Source organism: Pseudomonas sp. PSE14, from assembly GCF_029203285.1.
GTDB lineage: Bacteria > Pseudomonadota > Gammaproteobacteria > Pseudomonadales > Pseudomonadaceae > Pseudomonas.
Genome location: NZ_CP115669.1, coordinates 1,705,492 through 1,726,386 on the forward strand (window position 1 = coordinate 1,705,492; position 20,895 = coordinate 1,726,386).

The window sequence follows — 20,895 nt, forward strand, 5'->3', positions numbered from 1 at the left end:
CGTAGCGGGAAGCGCGATTGGCGGCGAGCCACGATCGGCGGTCCTTGTGACGGGCATCGCGCGCCACCATAGTTGAGGTCATGACTTCCACCTCGCTTTCCTCGCGCAGCCGGGACGACGCGCTGGCCGCCTTCCACCCGGCGGTGGCCGCCTGGTTCCGCGCCCACTTCGCCGCGCCGACCCAGGCGCAGGTCCTGGCGTGGCCGGCGATCCGGGCTGGCGATTCGACCCTGGTGGCCGCGCCCACCGGTTCGGGCAAGACGCTCACCGCCTTCCTCGCCGCCATCGATGCGCTGGTGCGCGAGGGGCTGGCCAACGGTGGCGCGCTGCCGGACCGCACCACCGTGGTCTACGTCTCGCCGCTCAAGGCGCTGTCCAACGACATCCGCATCAACCTCGAGGAACCGCTGGCCGGCATCCGCGCCGTGCTGGGCGAGATGGGGCTGCCGGAAGTGGACATCCGCACCGCCGTGCGTACCGGCGACACCACCTCCAGCGAGCGCGAGGCGATGCGCCGGCAGGTGCCGCACATCCTGGTGACCACCCCGGAATCGCTCTACGTGCTGCTCGGCTCCGACTCCGGCCGCGCCATGCTGGCCGGGGCGCGCAGCGTGATCGTCGACGAAATCCACGCGCTGGCGGCGAGCAAGCGTGGCAGCCATCTGGCGCTGTCGCTGGAGCGTCTGCAGGCGCTGTGCGAGGCGCCGCTGGTGCGCATCGGCCTGTCCGCCACGCAGAAGCCCCTCTCGGCGGTAGCGGCGTTCCTGGTGGGACAACGGGCGGCCTGCCGGATCATCGACATCGGTTACAGCCGCCAGCGCGACCTGAACCTGGAAGTCCCGTCGGCGCCGCTGGATGCGGTGATGTCCCATGACGTCTGGGACAAGGTCTACGACCGGCTCGCCGAACTGGCCACGGAACACCGCACCACCCTGGTGTTCGTCAACACCCGGCGCCAGGCCGAGAGGGTCACCCGGCACCTGGCCGAGCGCATCGGCGCCGGTTGGGTCGCGGCGCACCACGGCAGCCTGTCCAAGGAGTTGCGCCTGGGCGCCGAGCGGCGGCTCAAGGCCGGTCAGCTGCGGGTTCTGGTGGCGACCGCCTCGCTGGAGCTGGGCATCGATATCGGTGACGTCGAACTGGTCTGCCAGCTCGGTTCGCCGCGCTCCATCGCTGCCTTCCTGCAACGCGTCGGGCGTTCCGGACACAGTGTCGGCGGCACGCCCAAGGGACGGCTGTTCCCGGCCTCGCGGGACGATCTGATCGAGTGCGTGGCGCTGCTCGACAGCGTGCGCCGCGATGAGCTGGACGCGCTGACGATTCCGCGCGCGCCGCTGGACGTGCTGGCGCAGCAGATTGTCGCCGAAGTGGCCTGCCGTGAGTGGGGCGAGGACGCGCTGTTCGAGTTGTTCACCGCTGCCCAGCCCTACGCGGAACTGACCCGCGAGCATTTCGACGCCCTGCTGCGTACCCTCGCCGAGGGTTACACCAGCCGCATCGGCCAGCGCGGCGCCTACCTGCATCTCGATGCCGTGCACCAGCGCCTGCGTGGGCGGCGAGGAGCCAAGCTGACAGCGGTGACCTCCGGCGGCACCATTCCCGATGCCGGCGACTACGCCGTGCTGCTGGAGCCCCAGGGCCTGACCGTCGGCACGGTGAACGAGGACTTCGCGGTGGAAAGCCTGGCTGGCGACGTGTTCCAGCTGGGCAATATTTCCTACCGCATCCTACGCATCGAGCCGGGCCGGGTGCGCGTCGAGGATGCCCAGGGCCAGCCGCCGAACATTCCCTTCTGGCTCGGCGAAGCGCCGGGCCGAAGCGATGAGTTGTCGTTCAGCGTCGCGCGCCTTCGCGCCCGGCTGGACGAGTTGCTCGGGCAGGGCGAGAAGGATGCCGAGCCCCTGGCCCGAGCCATCGGCTGGCTGCAAGGCGAACTGGAGCTGGACGAAGGCGCCGCACGCCAACTGGTGGAATACCTGGCCCGCGCCCGTCACGCCCTCGGCGCGCTGCCGACCCAGAAGACGCTGATCCTCGAACGCTTCTTCGACGAGTCCGGCGGCATGCAGCTGGTGATCCATTCGCCCTTCGGCAGCCGTCTCAATCGCGCCTGGGGCCTGGCGCTGCGCAAGCGCTTCTGCCGCACCTTCAATTTCGAGTTGCAGGCTGCCGCCACCGAAAACGCCATCATCCTCTCGCTCTCCACCAGCCACAGCTTCCCGTTGGATGAAGTGTGGCGCTACCTGCATTCCAACAGCGCCGAGCAGGTGCTGATCCAGGCGCTGCTCGATGCGCCGCTGTTCGGCGTGCGCTGGCGCTGGAACGCCACCACGGCGCTGGCGTTGCCGCGCTACAGCGGCGGGCGCAAGGTCGCCCCGCAGTTGCAACGCATGCGCAGTGAGGACCTGCTGGCCTCGGTATTCCCCGACCAGGTGGCCTGCCTGGAGAACATCGTCGGCGAGCGCGAGATTCCCGATCACCCGCTGGTGGCGCAGACCCTCGATGACTGCCTGCACGAGGCGATGGACAGCGAAGGCTGGCTGGCCCTGCTGCGGCGCATGGAGCGCGGCGAGGTGACCTTGCTGGCGCGCGACCTGCCGGCACCTTCGCCGCTGGCGGCGGAAGTGCTGTCGGCCAGCCCCTACGCCTTCCTCGACGACGCGCCGCTGGAGGAGCGTCGGACCCAGGCCGTACAGAGCCGCCGCTGGACCGATCCGGAAAGCGCCGACGACCTGGGCGCGCTGGATGCGGAAGCCATCGCCGCGGTGCGCGCCGAAGCCTGGCCGGAAGCCCGCGATGCCGACGAGATGCACGAGGCGCTGACCGGCCTGGGTGGTATTCGCGACAGCGAGGCGCAGGCCAACGAAGGCTGGCCCCAGCTGCTCAAGGCGCTGGCCACGGCGGGCAGGGCGACGCGTCTGTCCTTGCCGGTCGGAGAGGTTTGGGTGGCGGCGGAGCGGCTCAGCCAGTGGCAGGCGTTGCATCCGCAGGTGGCCATGACGCCTGTGCTCGATCTGCCGCCGGCATTGCGCGAGACGTGCGCGGCAGATGAAGCGCAAGTCGAACTGGTACGCGCTCGCCTGACCGGCTTCGGTCCGCGTCTGCTGCGCGAGTTGGCCGACGACCTGGGCATTGCCGCTGGCGATGCAGGCTTCGCCCTGGCCAGCCTGGAGCGCGAGGGCTATGTGCTGCGCGGACGCTTCGTGCCGGGTGTGAGCGAGGAGCAATGGTGCGAGCGTCACCTGCTGGCGCGCATCCATCGCTACACGGTCAAGCGCCTGCGCCGGGAGATCGAGCCGGTGCCGCGCGCCGACTTCATGCGCTTCCTGTTCGACTGGCAGCGGGTTTCCAGTGGCTCGCGGGTGCGTGGCGCGGAATCCCTGGCCGGCGTGCTCAGCCAGCTGGAGGGCTTCCAGGCCGCCGCCGGCGCCTGGGAGAGCGACATCCTGCCGGCGCGGGTGGCCGACTATGGCATCAACTGGCTGGACGACCTGTGCCGCGCCGGCCGGCTGGTCTGGGCGCGCCTGCCCAGCCGCAGCTCGGCGCGTGGCCGTAGCGGGCCGCTCAAGAGCACGCCCATCGTCCTGCTGCCGCGCGCGCAGATGGCGCTGTGGAGCTCGCTGAGCGCGGCGCTGCCGGAGGCCGAGCTGTCGGCCAAGGCCAACAAGGTGCTGGAGGTGCTCAGGGAGCACGGTGCGTCCTTCTTCGACGACCTGGCCAGCGACAGCCACCTGCTGCGTACCGAGCTGGAAACCGTGCTGGGTGAACTGGTGGCGGCCGGGCGGGTGAATGCCGACAGCTTCGCCGGCCTGCGTGCGCTGCTGATGCCGGCGGCGCGGCGCCACCCGCAACGGCGCTCGCGCACACCGCTGTTCGGCATGGCCGACGCCGGGCGTTGGGCGCTGTTGCGCCGAACCACCCTGGATCCGGGCGCACGGTTGCCGGCGGAAACCCTGGAACACGTCGCCATGACCCTGCTGCGCCGCTACGGTGTGGTCTGCTGGCGCCTGCTCGACCGCGAGGCCGACTGGCTGCCGCCGTGGCGCGACCTGCTGCGGGTCTATCACCGCCTGGAGGCGCGAGGGGAAATCCGTGGCGGACGCTTCGTCGCCGGGCTCACCGGCGAGCAGTTCGCCCTGCCCGAGGCCGTCGGCCTGCTGCGCGAGGTGCGTCGCCGCGAGGCTGGCGGAGAATGGGTGGTGGTTTCGGCGGTGGACCCGCTGAACCTCTCCGGTACCCTGCTGCCGGGGCGCAAGGTGCCGGCGTTGGCCGGCAACCGGGTGCTCTACCACGAGGGTGTGCCAGTGGGTGCCCTGATCGCCGGCGAGGTGGAGCTGCTGGCGGAGCTGGCGCCGGAAGACCAGGCTCGGGCACGGGAGTTGCTGATCCGCCGGTAACAGGACCAAGGCTGGCTTACACTCAGCGACACCCACTTCTTTTCGATGAGACTGCGATGTCGTCCCGCGAGCCGCCGAATCTGTCCGCCTTGCTGCGCCAAGGGTGGTTTCTGCCGCTGCTGGTGCTTGCCACTGTCCTGCGCCTGCACGAACTGACCGAATCGGCGATCTGGGGCGATGAAAGCTCCAGCCTGCTCCTGGCCCTCTATTCGCCCTCGGCGCTCTGGCATCACGCCGCCCATGACGTGCATCCGCCGTTGTACTTCTTCCTGTTGCACCTGTGGGTGCAGGTGCTGGGTGAAGGCGTGTTGGCGCTGCGCCTGCTGAGCGCGGTATTCGGCTCGCTGGCGGTGTTCCTCGGCGGCTGGCTGGCCTGGCGGCTCGCCAGTCGCCGCGCGGCCTTCCTGGCCACCTTGCTGCTGGCGTTGCTGCCCACGGCGGTGCGCTACAGCCAGGAGGTACGCATGTATTCGCTGCTGGGGTGCTGGCTGCTGGCGGCGACCCTGGCGCTGCTCTACTGGTTGGACACGAGGCGCCGCCGTCACCTGGTGGCGTATGCGCTGCTGATGACGGCGGCGTTCTACACCCATTACTTCAGCGTGCTCGGGCTGCTGGTGCACTGGCTCTGGCTGGCTTCGCTGCCGGACAGCCCGCTGCGGCGGCGCGACTGGTGGTTGGCCAATCTGGCCGTGGCCGTGCTGTTCCTGCCCTGGCTTCCGGGGATGCTCGACCTGGCCCGGCACATGGCCGACCTGGTGGCGGGCGGCGACGTGGGCTGGGAGCCGCCCGTGGACGCGCTGTCGGTGCCCTCCATGCTCTGGCAGTGGCTGGCGCAGTCGGATGGCAACGAGCTGCCCTGGCCGTTGCTGCTGGGCGTGCCGGTGTTGCTGGTGGCGGTACTGTTGCTGGTGCTGCGCCGGGACCGCAGCCGCCTGCGCGTCGGGGTGCTGGCGGCGCTCTACTGCGGCGTACCGCTGCTGATCCTGTATGGCGTGTCGTTCGTTTCGTCGGTGTTCGTCGAGCGCTACCTGACGGCCTTCGCCCTCGGCCTGCCGCTGCTCCTGGCGCTGGGGCTGGATCGCCTGCTGGCATCGCGCCGAGCCTTGGGCGCGGTGCTGCTGGTGACCCTGCTGGGCCTGGAGTGCATGGGCCTCGGGCGTCTCTACGAGGCCGACCCGGACGAACAGTTCGACGGCATGGCCGCCTACGTCAACGCGCACTATCGCGGCGGCGATCGCATCGTAGTGGACGACATCCTCTGGTACCTGGCCTTCCGTTACTACAACCACACCGGCAGCCAGCCGCTGCTGTATACCGCTCCGGCGGAGGATGGCTCGTCCGGGCGGCCGACCCTCTACGGCTTCGGCTCGCTGATCGACGACCGGCGGCATTCCTTCGTCGATCGCCTGGCCGATCTGCCGCAGGACGAGGGCCGTGTCTGGCTGGTGATGAGCCGCTACAACGACAACGAGATTCCCGATGTTCCGGCCAACTGGCGACGGGTGGCGCAGCATGCCGGCGGTGAAGTGCAGGCGATGCTGTTCGAGCGCGCGGGACAGCGCAACGCCGCGCGCTGAGGGCTTATCGGATCAGAAGCGGATGCGCCCGGTGAAAGCATCCTTGAGCATCACCCAGTCGCCCATGAAGGACCACAGCGGGTACTTGAAGGTGGCCGGACGGTTCTTCTCGAACACGAAATGCCCGACCCAGGCGAAGCCGTAGCCGGCAAACGGCAAGGCCAGCAGCCACAGCCATTGCCCGCTGACGATGGCGTAGGCGAGCAGCGACAGCACCAGCAGGCTGCCCACGTAGTGCAGGCGGCGGCAGGTAGGATTGCTGTGTTCCTGCAGGTAGTAGGGGTAGAACTCGGCAAAGCTCTGGAATCGATCGGCGGTCCGGGTGCTCATGGCGCACCTCCTGTTGTTGTGGTGGCCCAGTGTAGGCGCGGGTCGGCGGACTTGCGGATGACATAGGGGGCCAGTTTAGTATCCCGCTACGCCGCGCCGCTGGCGCGAGTCATCAGCATAACTAGAAGAATCGAGCATGCCTGAGCGTACAACCCTGTCGAGCTGGGTGCGGGGGATCGTGCAGTCGCTGGAGCTGGAAGGCCTGGACAGCCGTGCATTGTTCGTCGAGCTGGGGCTGGATTACGCCGCCCTCGACAACCCCGACGCGCGCTACCCGCAGGACGCCATGAGCCGCCTGTGGAACCGCGCGGTGGATCTGTCCGGCAACCCGGCCATCGGCCTGAACATCGCCCGTGTGCATACGCCGGCCTTTCCGGTGGTGGGCTATGCGCTGATGTCCAGCCGCAACCTGGGCGAGGGCTTCGAGCGCCTGGAGCGCTACCAGCGGATCATCGCCGAGGGCGCCGACCTGACCTTCCGCCGCCTGCCCGAGGGCTGCCTGTACAGCATCGCCGTGCATGGCGACCGCCTGCCGGTGCCGCGGCAGAGCGCCGAGTGCTCGCTGGCCAGCCTGATCAGCATGCTGCGCTGGATCACCGGACGCCCGATCAAACCCCTGGAAGTCCACCTGGCCGGCGAGCCGCCGCTGGATGCCGCGCCCTACCGTGAGCTGTTCCAGGCGCCGCTGGTTTTCGGCCAGACGCACTGCGCCATGCTGTTCTCCCACGAGGACATGGGCGCGCCGCTGCCCACCGCCAACGAGGAACTGGCGCGCCTTCACGATCGCTTCGCCGGGGAGTACCTGGCGCGTTTCGTCAGCAGCCGCTTCAGTCACCAGACCCGCCAGGTGCTGTGCCGCCTGCTGCCCCAGGGCGAGCCCAAGCGCGAGAGTGTGGCGCAGGCACTGCATCTGTCCGAGCGCACCTTGCAGCGGCGCTTGCAGGAGGAGGGCACCAGCTACCAGCAACTGCTCGACGACACCCGCCGCGAACTGGCCCAGCAGTACCTGGCCACGCCGCGCATGACGCTACTGGAGATCGCCTACCTGCTGGGGTTTTCCGAGCCGAGCAATTTCTTCCGGGCGTTCCGCCGCTGGTTCGGGATGACGCCGGGGGAGTATCGGGAAGGGTTGTAAGCGGGCGCAACGCTCCGGTGGCTCTTCGTAGGAGCGAGCTTGCTCGCGAACAGCTTGACGCCGGTGCCCAGCCGTTCGCGAGCAAGCTCGCTCCTACAGAAGCCTGCCGCAGCGGGCTAGCGTAGACGGCGCCTGGGAATGATGGGTATCGCTGCGCTCCATACCATCCTACGGCGTATTCATCCTGCAAATTGGGTGGCAGGGACGATCAATGCCGCCAGAACGCCGGGGTGAACAGCACCAGCACGGTAATGATCTCCAGGCGACCGAACAGCATCCCCGCGCTGAGCAGCCATTTGGCAGCGTCCGGCAGCGGTGCGAAGTTGCCCGACGGGCCGATGATCGGCCCCATGCCCGGCCCTACGCCGGCCACGGTGCTGGCGGCGCCGGTCAGCGCGGTCATCCAGTCCAGGCCGAGGAACGACAGCCCCAGCGCCAGTACGCCCACGGTGCCGCCGAAGAAGAACGAGAAGGTCAGGATCGAGCGGACGATTTCCTCGTCCAGCCGGTGGCCGTTGTAGCTCTGCTTGATCACCGCGCGCGGGTGGATCAACTGGTAGAGGCTGGCGCGCAGCAGGGTGAAGGCCACCTGGAAGCGGAAGATCTTGATGCCGCCGGCAGTGGAGCCGGAGCAGCCGCCGATGAAGCCCAGGTAGAAGAACAGCATGATCGAGAAGTGGCCCCACAGGCTGTAGTCGCCCAGGGCGAAGCCGGTGGTGGTCATCACCGAGGTGACGTTCACCGCGACGATGCGGAAGGCATCCTGCCAGGCGAGGTCGGAGTTCACCGCATACCAGGTCCCCATCACCACCCAGGTGAACAGCAGTATGCCGAGGAAGCCATGGACCTGGTGATCCTTGATCAGCGCCTTGCGGTGGCCGCGCAGGGTGGCCACGTAGAGCACGAAGGGAATGCTGCCCAGGATCATGATCACCACCGCCACCCAGTGCACCGCCGGCTGGTGCCACTTGGCCAACGACTGGTCGGAGGTGGAAAAGCCGCCGGTGGAGATCGCCGACATGGCGTGGTTGACCGCGTCGAACAGGCCCATGCCGGCCCACCACAGGGCCAGCGCACCGAGGATGGTGATGCCGACGTACACCCCGACGATGTACTTGGCCACCATGTGCGAGCGTGGCATGACCTTGTCGGAGCGGTCCGAGGATTCGGTCTGGAACAGGCGCATGCCGCCGATGCGCAGCATCGGCAGGATCGCCACCGCCATGCCGATGAAGCCGATGCCGCCCAGCCAGTGCAGCAGCGAGCGCCAGATCAGCAGGCCCGGCGACATGCTGTCCAGCCCGCTGAGCACGGTGGAACCGGTGGCGGTGATGCCGGACATGCTCTCGAAGATCGCGTCGGTGAAGCTGATGTGCCGGGCGAACATGAAGGGCAGGGCGGAGAAGAAGCAGACGATCACCCAGCTCGACACCGTGAGCATGTACATGTCCCGCGGGCGCAGGTGCACCTGCTCCGGGCGGCCGGGGAGAACCATGCCCAGCCCGCAGGTGAAGGTGATGATCGCCGACCATATGTAGGGGTGCAGTTCGCTGCCGCGGCCGTAGTAGAGCAGGGTGGCCATAGGGATCAGCATGGCGACGGCCAGGGTGATCACGAAGATGCCGATGATGAATCCAAGGGTACGTAGTGTCGGCAGGGCCATGCGGCGGCGCTCGGGTATCGGTGAACCGGCCATTTTACCTGCCGTCGGGCAAGTGTAAACCGAGTGAATCTGCCCTCTTCACAAGCGCAACGGGATGGATAGAATCTTGCGCAGCCCGCCGGCGCTCGCCGGTTTCTCTGGTGCATTCGCATCCATGTCCAATAACAATCCGTGTCTGAATTGTGGCGCCTGCTGCGCGCATTTCCGTGTGTCCTTCTATTTTGGCGAGTGCCAATCCTCCGGTGGCGTCGTCCCGGATGAGCAGGTCGTCCAGGTCAGCCCCTACATGGTCGCCATGCGCGGCACCGAGGTGCGACCGGTGCGCTGCGTCGGCCTGCTCGGTGACGTCGGTTGCGGCGTGCGCTGCACGATGTACGAACAGCGTTCCTCGACCTGCCGGGAATTCGAGGCCTCCTGGACCGACGGTGTCCACAACCCCAACTGCGACTCTGCCCGCGCCGCCTATGGGCTGCCGCCGCTGACGCCACCGGTGATGCCGACGCTTTCGCCGGACCGGGTGGCCTGAGAACCTGTTTACGATCTGCTGCGCGTCGGCATAACTGCGTTAAAAACAGGCTCGGAAGCCGCTTGCGGCTAACGCACTTCAGTGCGGCCCCGGAGGGGCGAGCGTAGCGAGTACTGCTCATTTACAGCGCGTAAACTCCGCGTCCTCGCCTGTTTGATTCGCTGGCGCTCACCCTTCGGGCCAGCCTGCGGCTGTTACTCCCGCTGGTCGTTGCGCCTTGCTCTGCTCTAGCTCGCGAGATCGTAAACAGGTTCTGACGGCGCAGCGAGTGCTGGGCAAATGCGAACCCTTTGCGTCTACAATGGCGCTTTCGAGTTTGTCTGGAGGTAGCCCATGGAGGCTCTCGACGCGTTGCACAACCGTGTATCCCACGCTCGCCTGGGTGAGCCGGCGCCGTCCGCCGAACAGCTGGACGGCCTGTTCCGCGCCGCCCTGCGCGCGCCGGATCACGGCCAGCTGCGACCCTGGCGATTCCTGACCGTGGAAGGGGATGCGCGCGCTCGCCTGGGCGATCTGTTCGCCCGTGCGCTGCAGGCCCAGCAGCCCGACGCGGCGCCCGAGGCGCTGGACAAGGCGCGCGCCATGCCGCTGCGCGCGCCGACCCTGGTGGTGGCCGTGGCGCGCCTGCAGGAGCACCCGAAGGTGCCGGAAATCGAGCAGTGGCTGGCTGCCGGCTGTGCCGCCTACGGCATCATCGAGGCTGCCTATGCCCAGGGGCTGGGCGCGATGTGGCGCACCGGCGCCATGGCGTTCGATCCGTTCGTGCGGGAAGGTTTGGGCCTGGCGGCCAACGAGCGCATCGTCGGCTTCATCTACCTGGGCACGCCGATCGGCGAGCTGCGCCGGCCTGCGCCGCTCGACCCGGCGGCCTTCGTCAGCGCCTGGCAGGGCTGAGCGGCAGCCCCAGGCGAATCTTCCAGCCCTTGCCGTGGGCGCGCCACAGCAGGCGTCCGCCCTGCCAGGCGGCAAGGCGTTGAGCCGGACGCAGGGCGTCCGGCAGCCAGGCCCGCGCCAGCGGGTCGTGGCCTTGCAGATCCACTCTCAACAGCCCCCGCGTTGAGCTGAGCGTCAGCTCCAGCGCGGCGTTCGGCCGTCGCAGCAGCGCGGCCTGCAACAGCGCATCCAGCGCCCCGCGCAGGGCTTCGGGCCAGCTTTCCAGGGGCCAGGTGCCCGACTGCGGCAGGTTCAGGCGCAGGCCGGGCCAGCGCGCGCGCCATTGCTCGGCCAGGCGCGCCAGTTCCACCGCCAGCACCAGGCTCTGCGGGTCGTCCGGCGGCGCGCCGAATGACCGCGCGATGGGCGGCACGGGAGCATGCGGGAACGGGGTGGCCAGGGCGGGAAGGCTCATTCGGGTTCTCCGGAAAATAGTGCGTCGCTCAAGCGGCCGGTCGGTGCAGGGGCAGGTCGATACTGGCCTGGAAGCCGCCATCGGGATGGTTGCCCAGACGCAGCCGGCCGCCGTGGCGTTCGATGGCGCGGCGGGCGATGGCCAGGCCCAGGCCGTGGCCGGGGCTGCTCTGGTTGGGCGCGCGGAAGAAGGGTTCGCCCAGCTGCGCCAGGTGTTCCTCGTCGGCGCCGGGGCCGTGGTCGCGCACGTTGATGTGCAGGCGTTCGCCGTCGACCTGGGCGTGCACGTCCAGCGGCTGCTCGACGGGGTTGAAGCGCAGGGCATTGCGCAGCAGGTTGTCGAGGGCGCGTTCGAGCATGTCGGGCCAGCCGTCCAGCGCCAGGTCCGGCGTGATATCCAGCTGGATTCGCTGGTCCGGGTAAAGCAGCTGGGCATCGTCGCGCAGGCGCTCGAACAGCGGCAGCAGGGCGATCCGGCTGGCCGGGCCGGGGTCGGCATCGAGACGGGCGAGGGCGAGGATCTCGCCGATCAGGGCCTCCAGGCGATCGCACTCCTGCTCCAGGCGCGGCCACATGTTGGCGCGTTCCTCGGGAGTGGCGCGCTCGGCCAGGGCGAGGGCGATGCGCAGCCGCGCCAGCGGTGAGCGCAACTCGTGGGAAACGTCCCGCAGCAACTGGCGCTGGCTGCTGATCAGGCGTTGCAGGCGGGCGCCCATGCGGTTGAAGTCGCGCGCCAGTACGCCCAGTTCATCGCCACGACGTGACAGGCGCGCCAGGGTGTCCTGCTGGTAGGCGGTCTGGCCGAGGTCGTGCACGGCGCGGCGCAGGCGGTTCAGCGGACGAGTGATGGAGAGCGTCAACAGCAGGCTGAATACGGTCAGCACCACCAGGGCGATGCCCAGCGCGCTGAGCGGCCACAGCAGGCTGCCGCGATGCCAGGCCTGTAGCGCCGGGTGGGGAATGCGGTAGATGAACAGGAAGGTCTGGTCGGTGCGCGGACTGACGTATTCCTGGCTCAGTTGGCGCCAGGGGAAGCGCGGCAGGTTTTCCCGGTTGAACGAGCCGCCCGGTCGGGGTGGGCGTGGCAGGTAGGTGCCGTTGACCAGGCGCTGGCCGCTCTCGTCGAGCACCTGCACCGAGAGTTCGTACTGCTGCCGGCGGCTTTCCAGCAGCTCTTGGGCGGCTTCCGGACCACGGGTTTCATAGAGCAGGGTCCACTGCCGGGCGAGGTCATGCAGGCCGGGGTAGCGGGCGATGACCCAGGTGTCCTGGTTGAGGGCGCGGCCCAGCAGGATCGACAGTCCGGCCACCAGCAGCAGGGCGAGCCAGAAGGCGGCGAGGATCCGCCAGAAGAGTGAGCGCATGGTCTTCCTGTTCAGCCGCATGGTCTATCCGTTGTCAGGGCCCCACGGCAAGGCGCCGGGATTACCCGGCGCCTGTACCTGCTGGAGCGATCAGTTGGCCTTGGCGCCATCCTTCTGGGCCTTCCAGGTCTGGAACTCCGCCCATTCGGCCTTGCGCTGTTCGCGCTGTTTCTTCAGCTCGTCGAACTTCTTCTGCTGGTCGGGCGTCAGGATGCCGCGAATGCCGGATTCAGCCTTGTCGTGGTTGGCCTTGAGCTCGGCCTGCATGGCCTTGCGGTCGGCTTCGGGCAGCTTGTTCCAGTACTTCTCGGTGATCTCGTGGCGATTCTTCATGGAATCGCCCATCAGCTTGCCGATCTGCTGGCGCTGCTCCTGGGTCAGGTTCAGGTCGCGGAACATGCCGCCACGTCCGCCGTGCATCATGCCGTGGTCGTGATCTTTCATGTACGGGGCCGGCGGCGGGGCGTCGGTCGGCGCGGGAGTGGCCGCCAGTGCGACGGTCGGCAGGACGGCGGCGATCAGCAGGGCGGTCAGGGTCTTGCGCATGGTGTTTCTCCTTTCAGGGACCGGTCGTTACCGGATGGGCCCAGTCTAGGGTCGGCAAGGTCAAGGGCGGTCAGTCACAGGTAAAGCTTCGGTAAAGATTACGTGAAGCGCCTCTCCGAACTTTACGAAAGCCCGCGCCAGGGCGGCTCGGGGGCTTGCAGCCCGCGCGCTTCAGGGCGCGTAGAAATACCCGCGGCCACGCAGGGCGAGGATGCGCGGACGGCCGTCGGGGTGGCCGCCGAGCTTCTTGCGCAGGTTGCTGACGTGCATGTCCAGGCTGCGGTCGTACAGGGTCAGCTTGCGGCCCAGCGCGAGCTGCGCCAGGGCCTGCTTGTCCAGCGGTTCGCCCGGCTGGCGCAGCAGGGCTTCGAGGATGCGGCTCTCGGAGAGGGTGAGGCTGATTTCCTGCTCGCCGATGCTCGCCACACCGCGCGTTAGGTTCAGCGCCAGGTCGCCCAGCTCCAGCTGTGCGCTGGGCTGCGCCGGGTGGCTGCGGCGCAGCACGGCGCGCAGGCGGGCGGTGAGTTCACGGGGGTCGCAGGGTTTGGCCAGGTAGTCGTCGGCGCCCAGTTCCAGGCCGAGGATGCGGTCCAGCGGTTCGCCGCGGGCGGAGAGCATCAGTACCGGCAGGTCCGGATGTTCGCCGCGAAGCTGCTTGAGCAGCTCCAGCCCGCTGCCGTCGGGCAGCATCACGTCGAGTACCACCGCGTCCGGGGCGCGGCTGGCCAGCGCGGCGCGGGCCTGCGCACCGTCATGGGCGGCGCGGATGCTGAAGCCTTCCTGGACCAGCCAGGTGCCGAGCAGCTCGCAGAGCTCGCGGTCGTCGTCGATCAGCAGCAGTTCACTCATGAAGTCGGTTCTTTCAGTTGATCCATTCGCGGCGATGCCGGCGGCGGCTGCCACGGCTCAGCGCACCGAGGAGGAAAGCCAGCAGGGCGGTGGCGCCACCGCTGACGTACCAGGTCTGCTGCTCGGTCAGCAGGCGCGGCGGCTGTTGCGACTGGGCTTCGCGCAGTTGCAGTTTCAGGCGCTGGTTCTCCTGACGCAGACGGCCGATGACGGCTTCGTCCTGGCTGTTGTCCTGGTCCGCGGATTGCGCGGCCAGTTGGGCGGCCAGCGCCTGGCGTTGCTGCTCGCTCTCGGCCAGGCGGCGTTCGAGGTCGCCGTGGGCACCGGTGCTCGATGCATCGATGACTTCGACAGCGGCGGCCGGTGGCTGTTCCGGAGCGGGTTCTTCGGCCTGGGCGGCCAGGGGCAGGGCGAGACAGACGAGCAGGGGCAGACGGTGCATCGGGACTCCTTGTTCGATGATGTACCGCCGTTCACGGCCATCCCGGCGGTGTCCGGCTGCTATCCCCCGCGAACGTCCCTGCCGCGGGGCTGCAACGGGGCGAGCGGTTACGGCAGGACTTTCTTGAACGGCTTGACCACGACTTCGGCGTAGACGCCGGCGGCGCGGTAGGGGTCGGCATCGGCCCAGGCCTGTGCTGCCGCCAGGGACTCGAACTCGGCGACGATCAGGCTGCCGGTGAAGCCCGCGGCGCCCGGGTCGTTGCTGTCGATCGCCGGGTGCGGACCGGCCAGCACCAGGCGGCCTTCCTCCTTCAGTTGCTCCAGGCGGGCGATGTGCGCGGGGCGAGTGGCCAGGCGACGTTCTTGGGAAGCGGTGATATCACGGGCAATGATCGCGTAGAGCATGTCAGTCCTTGGGTTTTTCGCCGGTAGGTTCATCGTGCATGTGGCGGGCCAGGAACACGCCCTGGCCGATCAGGAACAGCAGGGTCATGCCCAGGCTGCCGAACACCTTGAAGTCCACCCAGATGCTCTGGAAGGTGAAGGCGACGAACAGCTGGACACAGCCGCAGATCAGGAAGAACAGCACCCAGGCGATGTTCAGTTTCGCCCAGAGGGAATCGGTGAGGTGCACCGCGTGGCCCATGATCCGCTGGATCAGCGGCTGGTTGCCGACGAAGTGGCTGCCGGCGAAGGCCAGGGCGAACAGCCAGTTCACCACCGGTGCCTTCCACTTGAGGAAGGTTTCGCTGTGGAAGGCCAGGGTCATGCCGCCGAACAGCAGACAGGCGGCGAGGGTCACCCACTGTCCCTTGTCCAGCTTGCGCTGCTTGATCAGCAGGGCGCCGTAGACCACCACGGAGGTGGCGATCAGCACGGCGGTGGCGCTGTAGATGCCGCCGACCGAGAAGCTCTGGCCAGCGAGTTCGACGTTGCGCGGGTCGAGCTTGTAGACGATGAAGAACAGGATGAGGGGGATGAAATCGATGAATTGCTTCATTACGGCAGCCAGAGCCTGGTAGAGCCGGCATAATACCAACCTGCCGGTGAACTGAAAGCCTCATCCGCCCAACGCTGCGCCCGGTCATGGTTTCAACCCGTTACCGTGAGAGCGGGCGCACATAAGCGTCTATACAGAAATAAGCCGTCCCCAGCCTACGGAAGCCCTGCATGCGAGTTGACCTGCACTGCCACAGCACCGCGTCCGACGGACTCCTCAGCCCGACGGCCCTGGTCGAGCGCGCCCACGGGCGCGGCGTGCGCGTGCTGGCGCTGACCGACCACGACACCCTCGACGGCCTGCCGGAGGCCCGCGATGCCGCGCGTCGGTTGGGCATGGAACTGGTCGACGGGGTCGAGCTGTCCTGCACCTGGGGGGGAGCGACCATCCACGTGCTGGGCTATGGCTTCGATCCGCGCGCCGAATCGCTGGTCAAGGCGCTGGACGACCTGCACCGCGCCCGCTGGACCCGTGCCGAGGAGATCGGCCGGCGCCTGGAGGCCAAGGGCATGCCCGGCGCCTTCGAGGGCGCGCAGGCTGTACAACGCGAGCTGGGCGACAGCGAGAATGCCCCGGCGCGCCCGCACTTCGCCGAGTTCCTGCTGCGCCAGGGCTACGTCAAGGACCGCGCCGAAGCCTTCCGCAAGTGGCTGGGCGCCGGCAAGCTGGGCGACGTCAAGCAGCACTGGCCGGCCCTTGCCGATGCGGTCGGCACCCTGCGCGCGGCCGGCGCCTGGATCAGCCTGGCGCATCCCTACCAATACGATTTCACGCGCACCAAGCGGCGCAAGCTGGTCGCCGACTTCATCGCCGCCGGTGGCCATGCCATCGAGGTGGTCAACGGCCCGCAGCCGGCGGAGCAGGTCGGCGTGCTCAGCATCCTCGCCCGCGAGTTCGGCCTGATGGTCACCGCTGGCAGCGATTTCCACGGCCCCAGCGACTGGTCCGAACTGGGCCTGTACCGCGCGGTGCCGGATGATCTGCCGCCGCTGTGGCCGCGTTTCGCCCATGCGGACACCGCCCCAGGGAACAAGGAGACTCAATGAGCCAGTTCTTTCAGGTCCACCCGGAAAACCCCCAGTCGCGCCTGATCAAGCAGGCGGTGGAGATCGTCCGGCAGGGTGGCGTGATCGCCTATCCCACCGACTCCTCCTACGCGCTGGGCTGCCGGATCGGTGAAAAGTCGGCGGTGGAGCGCATCCGCCACATTCGCCGGCTGGACGATAAGCACAACTTCACCCTGGTCTGCCGTGACCTCTCCGAACTGGGGCTCTATGCCAAGGTCGATACCGGCCTGTTCCGTCTGCTCAAGGCGCACACCCCCGGCCCCTATACCTTCATCCTCAACGCCACCCGCGAAGTGCCGCGCATGTTGCTGCACCCCAAGCGCCGCACCATCGGCCTGCGCGTGCCGAGCTGCCCCATCGCCCTGGCGCTGCTGGAGGAGCTGGGCGAGCCGCTGATGAGCGTCAGCCTGATCCTGCCGGGGCAGACCGAGCCGCTCAACGACCCGTACGAGATGCGCGACCTGCTGGAGCATCAGGTTGACCTGATCATCGATGGCGGCTACGGCGGCGGCGAGGCGTCCACGGTGATCGCGCTGACCGACGAGGACCCGGTGGTGGTGCGCGTCGGCTGCGGCGATCCGGAACCCTTCATGGTCAGCGCCTGAGCATCGGTTCCTGAACTTGAGCCTGTCCTGACGCAGCAGACCCGACGCGCAGCAGTCCGGGAACTGGCTCGGCACCTATACTGCGCACTTCGTTCCTGACTCCGCGAGGTTGATCCTTGGCCAGCGTCGAATCCCAGCGCCGCGTGTTGTCCGGCATGCGCCCCACCGGGCGCCTGCACCTGGGGCATTACCACGGCGTGCTGCAGAACTGGGTGAAACTGCAGCACGAATATGAGTGTTTCTTCTCCATCGTCGACTGGCATGCCCTGACCACCGAGTACGACGAAACCGAAGGTATCCGCCAACACGTGCGCGACATGGCCATCGACTGGCTGGCGGTGGGCGTCAGCCCCAGCGCGGCGACGATGTTCATCCAGTCCCAGGTGCCCGAGCACGCCGAGTTGCACCTGCTGCTGTCGATGATCTGCCCGCTGTCCTGGCTGGAACGGGTGCCGACCTACAAGGAATTGCAGGAAAAGCTCAGCCACAAGGACCTCTCCACCTACGGCTTCCTCGGCTATCCGCTGCTGCAGGCGGCGGACATCCTGATCTACCGCGCCGGCTGGGTGCCGGTGGGTTCCGATCAGTTCGCCCACGTCGAGTTCAGCCGCGAGATCGCCCGCCGCTTCAATCATCTGTATGGCGGCGAGGAGGATTTCGAGGAACGGGTGCAGACCGCCATCGGCCGCCTGGGCAAGAAGACCGGCAAGCTCTACTCCAGCCTGCGCCGTACCTGGCAGGAGCAGGGCGACGCCGAGGCGCTGGAAACCGCGCAGGCCCTGCTCAAGGAGCAGCAGAGCCTGACCCTGGGCGACCGCGAACGGCTGTTGGGCTACCTCGAAGGCAGCAGCCGGCTGCTGTTGCCCGAACCCCAGACTCTGGTCAGCCAGGCGCCGAAGATGCCGGGGCTGGATGGCCACAAGATGTCCAAGTCCCACGGCAACACTATCGCCCTGCGCGACAGCCCGGCGGAGGTGGAGGAAAAGATCGCGCGGATGCCCACCGACCCTGCGCGGGTGCACCGTAACGATCCCGGCAATCCGGACCTTTGCCCGGTGTGGCAGTGGCACCTGATCTACTCCGACGACGGTTGCCGGCAGTGGGTGCAGGAGGGCTGCCGCAGCGCCGGCATCGGCTGCCTGGACTGCAAGCGGCCGCTGATCGAGGCGATCCAGCAGGAGCTGGCGCCGATCCAGGAACGCGCGCTGGACTACGAGGACAACCCGGAACTGGTGCGCAGCATCCTCGCCGAGGGCGCCGAGCACGCCCGCGAGACCGCCCGTGAAACGCTGGTGGAGGTTCGGCATGCCATGGGGCTGTCCTACCGCTGATAAACGCTTTTCGTAGGAGCGAGCCTGCTCGCGAACAAGCTCCCGCTGCGGAGCCTGGTTCGCGAGCAAGCTCGCTCCTACAGGAATGCCCACCGCCGCGCGACGTGATTTGACACCGCCCATCCCTTGAGCCATTTCCCCACCCATGAGGGGTAAAAGCAGGGATAATGCCGCCTGTATCCCCCAGAGCCTGACGAGTGGCCGATGAGTGACCTGACCGAGCCGGACGATCCTTCCAGCGCCACCGAATACCGGGCCCCGGTGCAGCTGGCGCTGGTCTACGGCGAGGCGCTGACCGAGCTGCCGCAGGACCTGTACATCCCGCCGGACGCCCTGGAAGTCTTCCTCGAAGCCTTCGAAGGCCCGCTCGACCTGCTGCTCTACCTGATCCGCAAGCAGAACATCAACATCCTCGACATCCCGGTGGCGGAAATCACCCGCCAGTACATGGGCTACGTCGAGTTGATGAAGTCGGTGCGCCTGGAGCTGGCCGCCGAGTACCTGGTGATGGCCGCCATGCTCGCCGAGATCAAGTCGCGCATGCTGCTGCCGCGCTCGGCAGAGGCCGAGGAGGAAGAGGAAGACCCGCGCGCCGAGCTGATCCGCCGCCTGCAGGAATACGAGCGCTTCAAGAAGGCCGCCGAGGACCTCGACACTCTGCCGCGCCTGGGCCGCGACATCATCCTGCCCGCCGTTGCTGCGCCGGACGCACGGGCGCGCAAGCTGCTGCCCGACGTCGACATGCAGGAGCTGATGCTGTGCATGGCCGAGGTGCTGCGCCGCGCCGATCTGTTCGAGAGCCACCAGGTCACTCGTGAGATGCTCTCCACCCGCGAGCGCATGAGCGAGATTTTGGAGCGCCTGAAGGGCGAGGGCTTCGTGCCCTTCATCAGCCTGTTCCGCGTCGAGGAGGGCAAGCTCGGCGTGGTGGTGACCTTCATGGCCGTGCTCGAACTGGTGAAGGAACAACTGGTGGAGCTGGTGCAGAACGCCGCCTTCGCGCCGATCCACGTGCGCGCCCGCACCGAGACCACGGAAGGCGCCCCGTCCGCGGAAACCGTACAGGAGGAAGGCGAGGGGGCCTTCGAACCCGAGGAGGCAGTGCCTCCGGAGCCGACTTTCGATGACCTTGAAGATTCGCTCTGAACAACCTGGCGACCATGCCGCCATCGACGCCCTGTTGCGCGCGGCGTTCGCCGACCATCCGCACAGTCGGCAGACCGAGCACCTGCTGGTGCAGGCCCTGCGCGAGGAAGGCGCGCTCAGCCTGGCGCTGGTGGCCGAGGAGGCCGGCGAAGTGGTCGGCTACCTGGCCGCCTCGCCGGTGACCATCGATGGCGCAGACATCGGCTGGCTGGGCCTGGGCCCGCTGGCGGTGCTGCCGGCGCGGCAGAAGGCCGGCATCGGCGCCGCGCTCGCCGAAGCCTGCCTGCGGCGCCTGCGCGCCGAAGGCATAGCCGGCTGTGTGCTGGTGGGCGATCCGGCTTACTATTCGCGCTTCGGCTTCGTCGCCGATGACACCCTGGTGTTCCCCGGTATCCCCGCCCCGTACTGCCAATGCCTGCGCCTGACTCCGCAGGCCCAGGCGGTGCGTGGCGAAGTGGCCTATCACCCGGCCTTCACCCGTTTCGGCTGACCCACTGAGCGACTCGATGAACCTGTCCGACCCCAAAGAACTGGCGACCCTGCTCGAAGGCATCCTCCTGGCGGCCGGCAAGCCGCTGTCGCTGGAGCGCCTCGGCGAGCTATTCGAGGAGGCCGAGCGGCCGGAGCCGCAGCAGTTCCGCGATGCGCTGGCGGTGCTGTCGCTGTCCTGCGCGGGCCGGGCCTTCGAACTGAAGGAGGTGGCCACCGGCTATCGCCTGCAGGTGCGCGAGAAGCTCGCCCCCTGGGTCGGCCGCCTGTGGGAGGAGCGCCCGCAGCGCTATTCCCGCGCCCTGCTGGAGACCCTGGCGCTGATCGCCTATCGCCAGCCGATCACCCGTGGCGAGATCGAGGAGATCCGCGGTGTCGCGGTGAACACCCAGATCGTCAAGACGCTGATGGAGCGCGAGTGGATCCGCATCGTCGGCTACCGCGAAGTGCCCGGCCGCCCGGCGATGCTCGCCACCACCCGGACTTTCCTCGACTACTTCAACCTGAAGAGCCTGGAAGAGCTGCCGCCGTTGGCCGAGCTGAAGCTGATGGAGCCCGAGCCCCAGCCTATCCTCGAAGACATGGCGCCGACGGTCAGCCTACCGGGGCCCGAGGAGTACGACGAAGACTACATTCCGCCGTCCCTGCAGGCGCTGGCCGACCAGGCGTTGCGCGATGCCGGCGAGGAGCCGGAGCCCGCGCCGCCGGAGGAAAAGCCCGAGGAGACCAGCTTCCGCAGCCTGCTCGCCGAGCTGGACGAGATGGAGCAGGGCCTGAAGACCGATTTCGACGACCTCATCGACCTGCCGCCGGCGGAAGCCGAGGACAGCGGCGTGGACGCCGATTTCAGCGGTGTCTTCGGCTTGCCCGAGGTTCAACCGGAAGACCCGGCGCCGGAAGACACGGATGTGGAGCCTGCCGCGCCTGAGCCTGAACCTGCCGTCACGCCCCCGGCTGCCGCGGCTGAAGAAGAGTGGGACGAAGAGCGCGCCCTGCGCGAAGCCATGCGCGAAGAAATGGAGTTCAACGCCCGCAATCGCGACCATTAAAGGCATTTCCCCGACGCTTTCCAGCCGTTCGGT

The 20,895-nt window shown here is 68.0% G+C and carries 20 protein-coding genes; 11 read left to right on the plus strand and 9 right to left on the minus strand.

Annotated features, from left to right (window positions below):
- The first annotated feature begins 80 nt into the window (after positions 1-80).
- Both O6P39_RS08065 and O6P39_RS08070 read left to right on the plus strand, forming a co-directional pair.
- A complete protein-coding gene (locus O6P39_RS08065) occupies positions 81-4,394 on the plus strand; it encodes a DEAD/DEAH box helicase (protein WP_275610849.1) in 4,314 nt (1,437 codons plus the stop codon).
- Positions 4,395-4,450: 56 nt separating this feature from the next.
- Entirely contained in the window at positions 4,451-5,971 is a 1,521-nt protein-coding gene (locus O6P39_RS08070) for a glycosyltransferase family 39 protein (RefSeq protein WP_275610850.1), read from the plus strand.
- Positions 5,972-5,983: 12 nt separating this feature from the next.
- Here O6P39_RS08070 and O6P39_RS08075 read toward each other — a convergent pair whose 3' ends face one another.
- Positions 5,984-6,301, minus strand: coding sequence for an Mpo1-like protein (locus O6P39_RS08075; RefSeq protein ID WP_275610851.1), 318 nt, complete (start codon positions 6,299-6,301; stop codon positions 5,984-5,986).
- A gap of 136 nt (positions 6,302-6,437) precedes the next feature.
- Between O6P39_RS08075 and O6P39_RS08080 the strand changes: the two genes are divergently transcribed.
- Positions 6,438-7,436: an AraC family transcriptional regulator gene (locus O6P39_RS08080; protein ID WP_275610852.1), complete on the plus strand. Its 999-nt coding sequence runs from the start codon at positions 6,438-6,440 to the stop codon at positions 7,434-7,436.
- A gap of 208 nt (positions 7,437-7,644) precedes the next feature.
- Here O6P39_RS08080 and O6P39_RS08085 read toward each other — a convergent pair whose 3' ends face one another.
- A complete protein-coding gene (locus O6P39_RS08085; RefSeq protein ID WP_275611913.1) occupies positions 7,645-9,099 on the minus strand; it encodes a TrkH family potassium uptake protein in 1,455 nt (484 codons plus the stop codon).
- Between the two features lie 154 nt (positions 9,100-9,253).
- Between O6P39_RS08085 and O6P39_RS08090 the strand changes: the two genes are divergently transcribed.
- Both O6P39_RS08090 and O6P39_RS08095 read left to right on the plus strand, forming a co-directional pair.
- On the plus strand, positions 9,254-9,625 hold the full coding sequence (locus O6P39_RS08090) for a YkgJ family cysteine cluster protein (protein WP_275610853.1): 372 nt from the start codon (positions 9,254-9,256) through the stop codon (positions 9,623-9,625).
- Between the two features lie 333 nt (positions 9,626-9,958).
- Positions 9,959-10,519 carry a nitroreductase family protein gene (locus tag O6P39_RS08095; protein ID WP_275610854.1) on the plus strand — a complete coding sequence of 187 codons (561 nt, stop codon included), beginning with the start codon at positions 9,959-9,961 and terminating at the stop codon, positions 10,517-10,519.
- Here the strand turns inward: O6P39_RS08095 and O6P39_RS08100 are convergent.
- The 7 genes from O6P39_RS08100 to O6P39_RS08130 form a co-directional block, all read right to left on the minus strand.
- Positions 10,500-10,973, minus strand: coding sequence for a hypothetical protein (locus O6P39_RS08100; RefSeq protein WP_275610855.1), 474 nt, complete (start codon positions 10,971-10,973; stop codon positions 10,500-10,502). The two genes, O6P39_RS08095 and O6P39_RS08100, sit on opposite strands and share 20 nt — an antisense overlap.
- Positions 10,974-11,001: 28 nt before the next feature.
- The gene (locus O6P39_RS08105; protein ID WP_275611914.1) at positions 11,002-12,336 is read right to left on the minus strand and encodes a HAMP domain-containing sensor histidine kinase; all 1,335 of its coding nucleotides are present in this window, start codon (positions 12,334-12,336) and stop codon (positions 11,002-11,004) included.
- Positions 12,337-12,426: 90 nt separating this feature from the next.
- Positions 12,427-12,882 (minus strand): Spy/CpxP family protein refolding chaperone, encoded by a 456-nt coding sequence (locus tag O6P39_RS08110; protein WP_275610856.1) that lies wholly within the window; start codon positions 12,880-12,882, stop codon positions 12,427-12,429.
- A 171-nt stretch (positions 12,883-13,053) separates the two neighbouring features.
- Positions 13,054-13,731 carry a response regulator transcription factor gene (locus tag O6P39_RS08115; RefSeq protein ID WP_275610857.1) on the minus strand — a complete coding sequence of 226 codons (678 nt, stop codon included), beginning with the start codon at positions 13,729-13,731 and terminating at the stop codon, positions 13,054-13,056.
- Between the two features lie 13 nt (positions 13,732-13,744).
- The gene (locus tag O6P39_RS08120) at positions 13,745-14,173 is read right to left on the minus strand and encodes a translation initiation factor 2 (IF-2, GTPase) (RefSeq protein WP_275610858.1); all 429 of its coding nucleotides are present in this window, start codon (positions 14,171-14,173) and stop codon (positions 13,745-13,747) included.
- A 107-nt stretch (positions 14,174-14,280) separates the two neighbouring features.
- Positions 14,281-14,580, minus strand: a complete 300-nt coding sequence (locus O6P39_RS08125; RefSeq protein WP_015478115.1) for a YciI family protein — start codon at positions 14,578-14,580, stop codon at positions 14,281-14,283.
- A 1-nt stretch (position 14,581) separates the two neighbouring features.
- On the minus strand, positions 14,582-15,175 hold the full coding sequence (locus O6P39_RS08130) for a septation protein A (protein WP_275610859.1): 594 nt from the start codon (positions 15,173-15,175) through the stop codon (positions 14,582-14,584).
- 170 nt (positions 15,176-15,345) lie between these two features.
- On the opposite strand from O6P39_RS08130, the gene O6P39_RS08135 reads away from it, so the two are divergent.
- The 6 genes from O6P39_RS08135 (at position 15,346) to scpB (ending at position 20,862) form a co-directional block, all read left to right on the plus strand.
- A complete protein-coding gene (locus tag O6P39_RS08135) occupies positions 15,346-16,221 on the plus strand; it encodes a PHP domain-containing protein (RefSeq protein ID WP_275610860.1) in 876 nt (291 codons plus the stop codon).
- Positions 16,218-16,847, plus strand: a complete 630-nt coding sequence (locus O6P39_RS08140; RefSeq protein ID WP_275610861.1) for an L-threonylcarbamoyladenylate synthase — start codon at positions 16,218-16,220, stop codon at positions 16,845-16,847. The genes O6P39_RS08135 and O6P39_RS08140 overlap by 4 nt, the downstream gene beginning before the upstream one ends.
- Positions 16,848-17,002: 155 nt before the next feature.
- Positions 17,003-18,178 carry a tryptophan--tRNA ligase gene (locus tag O6P39_RS08145; protein WP_275611915.1) on the plus strand — a complete coding sequence of 392 codons (1,176 nt, stop codon included), beginning with the start codon at positions 17,003-17,005 and terminating at the stop codon, positions 18,176-18,178.
- 333 nt (positions 18,179-18,511) lie between these two features.
- Positions 18,512-19,324, plus strand: a complete 813-nt coding sequence (locus O6P39_RS08150) for a ScpA family protein (RefSeq protein ID WP_275611916.1) — start codon at positions 18,512-18,514, stop codon at positions 19,322-19,324.
- On the plus strand, positions 19,302-19,814 hold the full coding sequence (locus O6P39_RS08155) for an N-acetyltransferase (RefSeq protein WP_275610862.1): 513 nt from the start codon (positions 19,302-19,304) through the stop codon (positions 19,812-19,814). Before O6P39_RS08150 ends, O6P39_RS08155 begins: the two co-directional genes overlap by 23 nt.
- Positions 19,815-19,830: 16 nt before the next feature.
- Positions 19,831-20,862, plus strand: coding sequence for an SMC-Scp complex subunit ScpB (scpB, locus tag O6P39_RS08160; RefSeq protein ID WP_275610863.1), 1,032 nt, complete (start codon positions 19,831-19,833; stop codon positions 20,860-20,862).
- The last annotated feature ends 33 nt before the right edge of the window (positions 20,863-20,895 follow it).

Bases quoted from the DNA above. Each gene is read 5' to 3' on its own strand.
- O6P39_RS08080 (WP_275610852.1), top strand. From the start codon at position 6,438: ATGCCTGAGCGTACAACCCTGTCGAGCTGGGTGCGGGGGATCGTGCAG.
- O6P39_RS08105 (WP_275611914.1), bottom strand. From the start codon at position 12,336: ATGCGCTCACTCTTCTGGCGGATCCTCGCCGCCTTCTGGCTCGCCCTG.
- O6P39_RS08120 (WP_275610858.1), bottom strand. From the start codon at position 14,173: ATGCACCGTCTGCCCCTGCTCGTCTGTCTCGCCCTGCCCCTGGCCGCC.
- O6P39_RS08155 (WP_275610862.1), top strand. From the start codon at position 19,302: ATGACCTTGAAGATTCGCTCTGAACAACCTGGCGACCATGCCGCCATC.
- O6P39_RS08130 (WP_275610859.1), bottom strand. From the start codon at position 15,175: ATGAAGCAATTCATCGATTTCATCCCCCTCATCCTGTTCTTCATCGTC.
- O6P39_RS08140 (WP_275610861.1), top strand. From the start codon at position 16,218: ATGAGCCAGTTCTTTCAGGTCCACCCGGAAAACCCCCAGTCGCGCCTG.
- O6P39_RS08145 (WP_275611915.1), top strand. From the start codon at position 17,003: ATGCGCCCCACCGGGCGCCTGCACCTGGGGCATTACCACGGCGTGCTG.
- O6P39_RS08125 (WP_015478115.1), bottom strand. From the start codon at position 14,580: ATGCTCTACGCGATCATTGCCCGTGATATCACCGCTTCCCAAGAACGT.
- O6P39_RS08065 (WP_275610849.1), top strand. From the start codon at position 81: ATGACTTCCACCTCGCTTTCCTCGCGCAGCCGGGACGACGCGCTGGCC.
- O6P39_RS08075 (WP_275610851.1), bottom strand. From the start codon at position 6,301: ATGAGCACCCGGACCGCCGATCGATTCCAGAGCTTTGCCGAGTTCTAC.
- scpB (WP_275610863.1), top strand. From the start codon at position 19,831: ATGAACCTGTCCGACCCCAAAGAACTGGCGACCCTGCTCGAAGGCATC.
- O6P39_RS08100 (WP_275610855.1), bottom strand. From the start codon at position 10,973: ATGAGCCTTCCCGCCCTGGCCACCCCGTTCCCGCATGCTCCCGTGCCG.
- O6P39_RS08070 (WP_275610850.1), top strand. From the start codon at position 4,451: ATGTCGTCCCGCGAGCCGCCGAATCTGTCCGCCTTGCTGCGCCAAGGG.
- O6P39_RS08115 (WP_275610857.1), bottom strand. From the start codon at position 13,731: ATGAGTGAACTGCTGCTGATCGACGACGACCGCGAGCTCTGCGAGCTG.
- O6P39_RS08090 (WP_275610853.1), top strand. From the start codon at position 9,254: ATGTCCAATAACAATCCGTGTCTGAATTGTGGCGCCTGCTGCGCGCAT.
- O6P39_RS08135 (WP_275610860.1), top strand. From the start codon at position 15,346: ATGCGAGTTGACCTGCACTGCCACAGCACCGCGTCCGACGGACTCCTC.
- O6P39_RS08095 (WP_275610854.1), top strand. From the start codon at position 9,959: ATGGAGGCTCTCGACGCGTTGCACAACCGTGTATCCCACGCTCGCCTG.
- O6P39_RS08085 (WP_275611913.1), bottom strand. From the start codon at position 9,099: ATGGCCCTGCCGACACTACGTACCCTTGGATTCATCATCGGCATCTTC.
- O6P39_RS08110 (WP_275610856.1), bottom strand. From the start codon at position 12,882: ATGCGCAAGACCCTGACCGCCCTGCTGATCGCCGCCGTCCTGCCGACC.